Source organism: Streptomyces sp. NPDC006393 (genome assembly GCF_040628575.1).
GTDB lineage: Bacteria > Actinomycetota > Actinomycetes > Streptomycetales > Streptomycetaceae > Streptomyces.
On record NZ_JBEXZD010000052.1, the window covers coordinates 41,400 to 50,616 of the forward strand.

Consider the following 9,217-nt stretch of genomic DNA (forward strand, 5'->3'; position numbering starts at 1 on the left):
GTCCCGTACGCCCGCCCGTCCCGTACGCCCGCCCGTCCCGTACGCCCGCCCGTCCCGTACGCCCGCCCGTCCCGTACGCCCGCCCGTCCCGTACGCCCGCCCGTCCCGTACGACCGAATGACCTGTAGGACGACACGTGGAACCGGTGAGAAATGCGTTGGCTCCCGTGGCCGGACGCGGCCTAGACTTGCCGCACTTTGAAGAGACCTCCCCGGAAGTACGCCGCAGAGCGGGAGCGTCCCGCCTCGCCGAGTCATCGCGCCGAGGCGCAGGAGAGGGCGGCAGCTGTCCTTGTCGACCCGTCCTTCTCCCTGTCGCACGTTTCCTCTCCACGGAGGCTCTTCATGAACGTCGGAATCGGTCTTCCCATCGGCGACCCCGCCACCCTGCTCACCTGGGCCCGGCGCGCCGAGGCCGGCCCCTTCACCACCCTCGGCCTGCTCGACCGGCTCGTCTACGACAATCCCGAACCGCTGGTCGCCCTCGCCGTCCTCGCCGGGGCCACCTCCAGGATCCGCGTCCAGACCGAGGTGCTGCTGGCCCCGCTGCGGGACACCGCCCTGCTCGCCAAGCAGACGGCCACCCTGGACCGGATGACCGGCGGCCGCCTGGTCCTCGGTCTCGGCATCGGCGGCCGCGAGGACGACCACCGGGCCGCGGGCGTCGACATCCGCACCCGGGGCCGCCGCCTGGACGAACAGATGCCGGTGCTGCGCCGCCTGTGGTCCGGTGAACCGTACGGCGACGGCGTGGGCCCCGTCGGCCCGGCGGTGTTCCGGCCCGGCGGGCCCGAGGTGCTCTTCGGCGGCTTCAAGCCCGTCGCGCTGGAGCGCGTGGCCCGCTGGGGCGATGGCTTCCTCGCCGCGGCGCCGCCGTCCTGGGCGGGCGGCCTGTTCGACACGGTGCGCGGCCAGTGGAAGGAGCACGGCCGCGAGGGCGCCCCGCGCCTCGTCGCGCAGGTGAACGTCGCGCTGGGCCCGGAGCAGGTCGTCGAGGACGCGCGGGCCGCCATGCACGCGTACTACACCTTCACCGGCATGCCCGACCGCATGGTCTCCGGCATGCTCACCACCCCGCGGGCCGTCCGCGAGGCCGTCACCGCCTACGGAGACCTGGGCGCCGACGAGGTCATGCTCTACTGCTACGGCCTCGACCCCGACCAGGTCGATCGCCTGGCCGACGCGCTCTGACCGACCGGGCCGCCGGTGGCCGGCAGGGCATCCGAGAGGGGCCGCCCACGGGAGGACATGCGGGTGGGCGGGCCCGGAGGAGAATCGGAATATGGGATTCCGTATCAGCCGGGAAATCCCGAGGCGCTTCCGGCCCGTATATAGGGATATGTCGAGATTCCGGTTCACCGTGGGCCGTCTCCCGGACGAGGCTCTGCTGTCCGGGCTGGCCCTCGGTGACCCGGAGCTCGCGGTCAGTTTCGTGAGGAGGTTCCAGCATCGCGTCTTCGGTGTCGCGATCGCCGTCACCGGAGACCCGCAACTCGCCGAGGACATCGCCCAGCAGACGTTCGAGCGGGCGTGGCGGCACGCGCAGATCTACGACTCGCGACGCGGGTCGGTGACGACCTGGCTGACCACCATCGCCCACAACCTCGCCATCGACGCCGTCCGGTCACGGAGATCGGAGCCGGTGCCGCCCGAGGACCTGGACGCCATCCTGGGCGTCGTCAGTGAGACCCCAGAGCAGCACGCCCTGGCCGACGAGGCGTCGACCCGGCTCCGGGCGGCCGTGGCGGAACTGCCACGCGAGCAGGGCCGGGCGCTGGTGATGGCGGGCATCTATGGCCTGACCGCCCAGCAGATCGCCGACCGGGAGCACATCCCGCTGGGCACGGCCAAGACCCGGGTCCGGGCGGCCATGGGCAAGCTGCGGACCACGCTCGCGTCCGAGTGCCGAGGCGACGACCATGCCCAATGACGTGATGTGCGACAAGCTGCGCGAGATCGGCGCCGAGCTCGCTCTCGGTGTGCTGCCCGCCCGTGAGCGGGCCGGCGCCGTCGCGCATCTTGAGCGGTGCGCGGACTGCCGTGAGCACATCCGGCAGCTGACCCAGGTCGGCGACCGGCTGATCGGGCTGCTGCCGGGCAGCGAGCCGCCGGTCGGGTTCGAGACCCGGGTGGCGCAGATGCTGACGCAGGACGCGGCGGCGAGCGCGGCGGCACACGAGGGCCGCACGCTCGCCCGGGTGCCCGGCCGGGCCCGGCCGGGCCGGTTCGCCCGGCGTGTGCGGCCGGGGGTCGCCGCCGTCGCCACCGTGTTCGTGCTGGCCGTCGGGTTCGGCGGCTGGTCGGTCGGCACGGCCATCGAGGACACCATGGCCCGCCCCGCCCAGCCGACCGCGAACCGCGACACGGACATGCTGTGGGGCGGGCTGATGTCCGCCCAGACCCAGGCGGGAAAGCCGGCCGGCGAGGTCTACGCGCACGCGGGCACCCCCGGCTGGATCTTCATGACCGTCGACCTCGCCGGAGTGGGCACCCCCTACAGCGGCCGGGTCTCCTGCCTGCTGGTGCACAAGGACGGCAGCACCGTCCGGGTCGGCAGCTTCAGCCTCCACAAGGGCCAGGGCTCGTGGGGCGCCCCCACCCCGGCCGGTGTCGACCGCGACGGGCTCTCCGGCGCCCGGTTGACGGCACCCGACGGCACGGTGCTGGCCACCACCCGCTTCGCCACGGGCGCGGAGACCTGAGGTCCTCACACCCGTGCCGGGGTTCTCTCACCCGTGCGTCTCGCACCCCTGCGTCTCGAGCAGTGCGCGCAGGGACGTCGCCAGGTCCGGGACCGTGGGCCGTGCCCGCGGGTCCGTGCGCAGACAGCCGTCGATGAGCACGGCGAGCTCGCGCGGCAGCCGCCGCCGTGCCGCGACCGGCGGGGCGGTCCCCTCCAGCTGCGGGTACCGCTCGTCCTCGGAGTCGTAGCCGTACGAACTCGCGCGGTGGCTCGCGCCGCGGTCGCCGGGCGCGGTGAAGGGGCGGCTGCCGCAGGCCACCTCGTACAGGGTGACGCCGATGCCCCACACGTCGGTCGCGGCCGTGAGCGGCTCGCCGCGTGCCTGCTCCGGGGCGAGGTAGGCGAAGGTGCCGATTCCCGGCGGGGCCAGGCCCGGCGGGCGGGCCAGGCTGAGGTCGAGCACCTTGGCGTGGCCGCGCTCCACCACGACGTTGGACGGCTTGAGGTCCAGGTGCAGCAGGCCCCGGCCGTGCAGATAGTGGGCCGCGGAGCACAGCTGCGCCCCGAGCACGGCCAGGTCGGTGGCGGAGGGCCGCCGCTTCAGCCGGTGGACGAGATGGGACAGGGTCTCCCCGCTCAGTGTCTCCAGGACGACGAGCGGCTCGGGCGACACGAAGAACTCGTAGGCGCGGACCAGGTGCGGGTGGGTGAAGTCGCGCAGCCACTGCCCCTCGCGCAGCAGCCGTTCGGTCAGGTCCGCCTCGCCGCGGCGGTCCGGGCGCACCACCTTGACGACGCACCGGCAGTCGCGTTCCTCGCTCCAGGAGTCGTACAGGTCCAGCCATCCGGTGCGCGTGAGATGTGCGAGGAACACGTATCCGGGCAGCGGCCGGGTGCCCGGCGGCAGCGGCGGGGCGGGGCCGGCCGAAGCACGCACCCGGGTCTCGGTCACGGCCGCGCCCTCCCCGATCCGTTGCCCTCGGGACCGGTCATGGTGCCCTCGGGATTCGTCATGGTTCCCTCGGGGCCGGTCATGGTGCCCGCCGGGCCGGGCGTCGGGGCGTGCAGCCGGTGGAGGCGGGCATAGGCGCCGTCCCGCAGGAACAGCTCATCGTGCGTGCCGGACTCGACGACCCGGCCGTGGTCGAGGACCACCACCCGGGTGGCGTCGCGGACGGTGAGCAGGTTGTGCGAGATGACGACGGTCGTGCGGCCGGCCATGAGACGGCGCAGCGGGTCCATGATCCGGTGGCCGGACTGGGCGTCGAGGCCGGTGGTGGGCTCGTCCAGGAGCAGCACGGGCGCGTCCCTGATCATCGCGCGGGCGATCGCCAGGCGCTGGCGCTGCCCGCCGGACAGCGTCCGGCCGCGCTGGCCGACCACCGTGTCGTACCCGTCCGGCAGCAGCCGGATGAAGCCGTCGGCGTCGGCGGCGCGTGCCGCCGCCACGATCTCGGCCTCGGTGGCGTCGGGCCGGCCGTAGGCGATGTTCTCCCGGACCGTTCCGTGCAGGACGAGCGTCTCCTGGAGGACGACCGCGACGCTCTCGCGTACGTCGGTCAGGTCGAGACGGCGCAGATCGGTCCCGTCGAGGCGGACGGCGCCCAGGTCGGGGTCGTAGAAGCGCAGTTGCAGCTTGGCGACGGTGGACTTGCCGGCCCCGCTGGCGCCGACCAGTGCCAGGGTCTCGCCGGGGGAGACGTGGAAGGAGACGTCGGACAGCGCGGGACGGGTGGTGCCGGGGTAGCGGAAGGAGACCGCGTCGAACTCGATCTCGCCGCGCGCCCGCCGGATCCGCCGGGCGTCGGGGGCCTGGGTGACCTGGGGCCGCTGGTCGAGCAGTTCGGCGATCCGTTCGGCGGAGGCGGAGGCGGAGTAGAAGGTGGTGCCGAGCCGGGAGAGGTCGCGGACCGGGCCGTAGAGCCTGCTGATCAGCGCCAGGAAGACCAGCAGGCCGCCCAGCGTGAGCTGCCCCTGGGTCAGCTTCCAGGTGCCCAGCCCGATGACGGCGAGGGCACCGCACACCTCGATGAGCTCGACGAGCGGCCGGTAGACGGCGCGGATCCGCGCCGAGGCCATCGCGGCGTGGAACTTGCCGATGTTCTCGCGCTCGAAGCGGTGGCCCTCCCAGGCCTGCCGGTTGTACGCCTGGACCAGCGCCACGTTGCCCAGCGACTCCTCGGCGACCGCGGTGAGCGAGCCGCTGCGGCGCCTGCGCTCCCGGGACGCCTCCTTGACCAGCCGGGAGAAGTGCCGCGCGGCGCCCCAGAACAGCGGCACGATGACGAGGGCGAGCAGGGTGAGGTCCCAGCTCAGATAGAACAGCAGGCCGAGGAAGACGCCCAGCTGGATGACGAAGTACAGCACGTCCGCCACACCGGACAGCAGGAACGTCTCCACGGCGTCCACGTCACCGGTGACCCGGGACAGCAGGTCCCCGAGCCGCCGTCGTTCGAAGAACCCCAGCGACAGCCCCTGTACGTGCCGGAAGACATCGGAGCGCAAGGCCAGCAGGAAGCTCTCGCTGACGTACGCCGACAGGACGTCGTCGGCGAACCCCAGGATCCCGGAGACGGCGATGAGCCCCAGATAGGCGGGGGCGATCCACAGGAACGGCGACAGGTCCCTCGGCACGAGGACCTCGTCCACCACCACCTTGAACAGCCACAGCTCCCCGCCGTCGACGAGCGGCCCGAGCACGCTGAACAGCGCGAGCGGCAGCAGGCGTCCGCGCCGGCCGCGCGTGTACGGCCAGAACCGGCGGAACACCTCGCGCACGGACAGCGGCGGGGCGGCCGCGACCACGGCGTCCGTGTCCGCGCCGACCGACAGCAGACCGCGCAGCAGCTGCCGTCCCCGCAGCAGCCGCCGTATGGGGACCAGCTGCCGCACGCGGACCAGCTGCCGTCCGGCATGCCGCCGGGCATGCCGACGGAGCGGACCGGCTCCCTCGTGCGCCGGTCCGCTCGGCCGTTTCGGCCCTTTGTCAGTGGTGGTGGTGAACCTCATGTATCAGTAGTCGCCGTGACGCGAACCGTGCCGACGTCCCCTCCTCGAGGAGTCGTCGTGCCCGTGTCCGTGTCCGTCTCCGTGGCCACTGTGGCCGTGACCACCGTGACCACCGTGGCCGCCATGGCCACTGCCTCCGTGGCCGTGGCTCTTGGCCGGGAAAAGATCCTTGAAGATCGCCATGGCGTGCTTCCTCTCCTGTCCGCTCCTCCTTGAGCGGGTCTTGTACTGGATACGGTGCAGGACGCGAATGGGATGGCTTTTGTCCGTAAAATCATGAAAGTTCCTGTTTCCGTGCCCGGCGGTGTTCGCTGGGTGGCGGGCTGCCGGGGCCCGGCTGCCGCGAATCTTCACGGCGATTGCGCAACGGCGGCACGGGAGGCGGCGAGGGGGCGCGGAGACATGCCGGGCGGTGCGGTATTGGTGCGGAGTGTCCCGTTCGGAGTCACTCTGACAACACCTGTCGCTTCAGGATTCGTCGACCATGTCGTGGAGCATGTAGAGAAGCTGCTCCCGCTTCGTGGCGGCGTGCACACAGATGCGTGACCGGAGCGTTCAACCGGCCTGGCGGCAGCGGTCGTTGGATGGATGCGCGGCGCGCTCCGTGGTTTGATCCGTTGCGCCGCCGGTGGAGCGAAGGCGTCCGGAAACGGATGCCGCACACCTGCGGCCGCGGCGGCTCGCCGTCCCCAGCGGGACCGCCCCATGTGCCCCACCCCATGCGAAGGGAAGTTCCCCCATGAACTCCGCTCCCCAGATCCGGACCACCGAGATCTCCGACGCCGAGCTCGACAACGTCTCCGGCGGCCTGGGCGGCCTGACCCCGCACGCCAGTGTCGTCGCCGGCCCCACGGCGATCAGCGACTCGGACGTCCTGGGCCAGGCCCAGGCCGCCACGGCCGGAGCCCTCGGCACCGCGCTGGGCACCCTCGGCCAGTACCACCAGGTCGGCGCGACCGTCACGTTCTGATCCGCGCGGCGATTCGCGCGCCTTTCGACGTACGAAGGGCCGGTTCGGGAGGAGGCCTCCCGAACCGGCCCTTCGTGTCGTGTCCCAGATGCGTGACGGTGACGACTGCGAAAGGATCGGAAGCATCCGGGCTATCCGGACCATCCGGAGCATTCACATCCGGAGCATTCCATGGTTACCAAGCGCATCCTGGCCCGCCCCGCGCGCCCGACGGAAACGGCCGCGCAGGGCACCGCCGTCCCCCTCGCGTCCGCCGCCGACGGCGGCCTTCTGCTCCTCAGGCTGACCGTCGGGCTGCTGATGGCCGGGCACGGCGCACAGAAACTGTTCGGTCTCTTCGGCGGCCACGGCCTGACGGCGACCGGCCGGTACTTCGAGAGCCTCGGTTACCGCCCGGGAACGGTCTTCGCGGTGATCGGTGGTGCCTCCGAGTTCCTCGGAGGTCTCGGCCTGGCTCTCGGCCTGCTCACCCCGCTGGCCGCCGCCGCTCTCATCGGCGTGATGATCAACGCCATGGTGACGGTCAGCGGCGCGAACGGCCTGTGGGTCTCGGAACAAGGGGTCGAGTACAACGTCTGCATCGCCGTGGTCGCCCTGTCCGTCGCGGCCATCGGCCCGGGCCGGCTGGCCGTGGACCGGTTCTTCCGCTGGGGATCGGGCGGTTGGCCCGAAGCGGCCCTCGCCCTCGTCCTGGGCGGCATCGGCGCGGCGATCAGCCTGACTCTCTGAGAGCCCGGCCGTCGGGCAGTCGGGCCCGGAACCTCATGCGGCCCGGACGAGGCGGTTGCCTCATGCGGCCCGGACGAGGCGGTTGGCGAAGGTCGACATCGTGTACGTGCCGATGCCGAGGACGACTTCCAGAGCGTTGCGCTCGGTGTATCCGTGGGCCAGGAGAGCCTTGACCGCGTCGTCGTCCACGGCGCCGGCACTGGCCAGGACGTCGAGGGTGAACGTACGGATCGCGGCGAGCCGTTCGTCGGCCGGAGCGCGCTCCTCGCGCAGGGCGGCGACGAGCTCGGGGTCCGCGCCGAGCTTGCGGAGCTTGCCGGTGTGCAGGGCGATGCAGACGTGACACTGGTTGCGGACGGCGACCGTCATGATGACGGCCTCCCTGGAGAGCGGGTCCAGGGTGCAGCCCTCGAAACTCGCGCTCAGCGACAGGAACCCGTTGAGCAGCTCGGGTGACGCGGCCAGCCGGGCCACGGCGTCCGGCAGTGTCCCGCCGAAGCCGTCGGCGACGGACCGCATCGCCGGTCGCGACGCCTCGGGGGCGCTCCCCATGGTGTGTGCGGCGAACATGGCACCTCCTAAGATGGTCAACATGGTTGACGATAAGATGGTAAACCAGGTTGCCTTTCCGGGGAAGGGTGGCGAGGACGCGCACGGCGGCGACGCCGACCGCCCGAGAGCCGGCTACGAGCTGCCGCTGCTGCTGTTCGCGGGCTTCAGGACACTCATCGACGCGCTGCACACCGAACTCGCCGAGCAGGGACACCCGCAGGTGCGCCCGGCGTACGGGTTCGCCCTCCAGGCGATCGGCCCGCAGGGCAGCGCCGCCAGCGACATCGCCCGCCGCCTGGGCATCTCCAAGCAGGCGGCGGGCAAGACCGTCGATCGCCTGGTCGCCCTCGGTTACGCCCAGCGCTGCGACGACCCCGCCGACGCCCGCCGCAAGGTGGTGCGCCTGACCGAGCGCGGTTTCGACGTCCTGGCCCGCTCGGCCGCGATCTTCGACCGGCTGCGCGCCGAGTGGGCCGCCCGACTGGGAGAGGACCGTCTGGGCGCCATCGAGGACGACCTGAGCACCGTCGTGGCCCCCGGGGCGTTCCGCCTGGACGCGGCGGGCTGGATGGGCGGTACGGCCTGAAGCCCACCGGCGGCGCCGCCGCGCGGCGGAGTGCCTCGGCCGGGCGCCCGGCATCTCGCCGGCGAGGGCGGCTCCCACAGCGGCCCCCGAGACCGCAGCGATCTCCGCGACCTCCGCCGCCTCCGACGGTCAGGATCGCCCCGCCTCTCCGCTAGGCGAGGAACGGCCAGAGGTAGACCATTCCCACGGTGCACACCGTGGCCGAGCCGGCGATCCAGTACAAGGAGAAGGTGTTGAGAGGCACCTTGTCCCAAGGCTTCTCTTCCTGTTCCGCAATATCGGCTGCGACCCTTTTCGCAACCGGCGCCAGCATGACGATGAACATCATCAGGGCGAAACTGTAGAAATACAGGGTGTGCGGGACGGAATAGCCTTTTATCATGGCATTGGGCAGTAGAAACACCCAGCCGGCCAACGGGGCGATGACCATGCGCTGCTTCGCCTTCGGCGTCGGCATGCACCAGTACATCGCGACCATGTAGACCACGGTGACCGCGGCAGCGATGAGCCCCCAGTCGTCCGTGGTCAGGTGGGCATGCATGACTGCGTCTCCTCCCAAGGAGAATCAGGACGTGATTGTGCACGGCCGCGATTTCCGGCCCCACGGCACGTCCACGCCATTGAAATCCGGCCGAATTCATTCGGCGAAGTTTGCGCGGACAATCATACGCACCTGGCCACCTGCCGCG

General features: G+C 71.7%; 10 protein-coding genes. 6 read left to right on the plus strand and 4 right to left on the minus strand.

The genetic code is table 11. The annotated features are described in order from the left end of the window. The first annotated feature begins 344 nt into the window (after window positions 1-344). From ABZ484_RS21845 to ABZ484_RS21855, 3 genes are all read left to right on the plus strand, one after another. Entirely contained in the window at window positions 345-1,190 is an 846-nt protein-coding gene (locus tag ABZ484_RS21845; RefSeq protein WP_358867562.1) for an LLM class flavin-dependent oxidoreductase, read from the plus strand. Between the two features lie 148 nt (window positions 1,191-1,338). Next, window positions 1,339-1,929, plus strand: a complete 591-nt coding sequence (locus tag ABZ484_RS21850) for an RNA polymerase sigma factor (RefSeq protein WP_358867563.1) — start codon at window positions 1,339-1,341, stop codon at window positions 1,927-1,929. After that, window positions 1,919-2,701, plus strand: a complete 783-nt coding sequence (locus tag ABZ484_RS21855; RefSeq protein WP_358867564.1) for a hypothetical protein — start codon at window positions 1,919-1,921, stop codon at window positions 2,699-2,701. Before ABZ484_RS21850 ends, ABZ484_RS21855 begins: the two co-directional genes overlap by 11 nt. A gap of 27 nt (window positions 2,702-2,728) precedes the next feature. Here the strand turns inward: ABZ484_RS21855 and ABZ484_RS21860 are convergent, their stop codons facing one another. Further along, window positions 2,729-3,634 carry a serine/threonine-protein kinase gene (locus tag ABZ484_RS21860; RefSeq protein WP_358867565.1) on the minus strand — a complete coding sequence of 302 codons (906 nt, stop codon included), beginning with the start codon at window positions 3,632-3,634 and terminating at the stop codon, window positions 2,729-2,731. After that, on the minus strand, window positions 3,631-5,574 hold the full coding sequence (locus ABZ484_RS21865) for an ABC transporter ATP-binding protein (protein WP_358867566.1): 1,944 nt from the start codon (window positions 5,572-5,574) through the stop codon (window positions 3,631-3,633). The genes ABZ484_RS21860 and ABZ484_RS21865 overlap by 4 nt, the downstream gene beginning before the upstream one ends. Window positions 5,575-6,430: 856 nt before the next feature. Here ABZ484_RS21865 and ABZ484_RS21870 point away from each other — a divergent pair. Together ABZ484_RS21870 and ABZ484_RS21875 are read left to right on the plus strand one after the other, a co-directional pair. After that, window positions 6,431-6,661 (plus strand): hypothetical protein, encoded by a 231-nt coding sequence (locus ABZ484_RS21870; RefSeq protein WP_358867567.1) that lies wholly within the window; start codon window positions 6,431-6,433, stop codon window positions 6,659-6,661. 171 nt (window positions 6,662-6,832) lie between these two features. Next, complete coding sequence (locus tag ABZ484_RS21875; protein WP_358867568.1) at window positions 6,833-7,390, plus strand: DoxX family protein; 558 nt, start codon at window positions 6,833-6,835, stop codon at window positions 7,388-7,390. A 60-nt stretch (window positions 7,391-7,450) separates the two neighbouring features. On the opposite strand, the gene ABZ484_RS21880 is transcribed toward ABZ484_RS21875, so the two are convergent. After that, window positions 7,451-7,960, minus strand: coding sequence for a carboxymuconolactone decarboxylase family protein (locus tag ABZ484_RS21880; RefSeq protein WP_358867569.1), 510 nt, complete (start codon window positions 7,958-7,960; stop codon window positions 7,451-7,453). 13 nt (window positions 7,961-7,973) lie between these two features. On the opposite strand from ABZ484_RS21880, the gene ABZ484_RS21885 reads away from it, so the two are divergent. Further along, window positions 7,974-8,528 carry a MarR family winged helix-turn-helix transcriptional regulator gene (locus tag ABZ484_RS21885; RefSeq protein WP_358867570.1) on the plus strand — a complete coding sequence of 185 codons (555 nt, stop codon included), beginning with the start codon at window positions 7,974-7,976 and terminating at the stop codon, window positions 8,526-8,528. Window positions 8,529-8,679: 151 nt separating this feature from the next. Here ABZ484_RS21885 and ABZ484_RS21890 read toward each other — a convergent pair whose 3' ends face one another. Beyond that, window positions 8,680-9,069, minus strand: coding sequence for a hypothetical protein (locus ABZ484_RS21890; RefSeq protein ID WP_358867571.1), 390 nt, complete (start codon window positions 9,067-9,069; stop codon window positions 8,680-8,682). Between the last annotated feature and the right edge of the window lie 148 nt (window positions 9,070-9,217).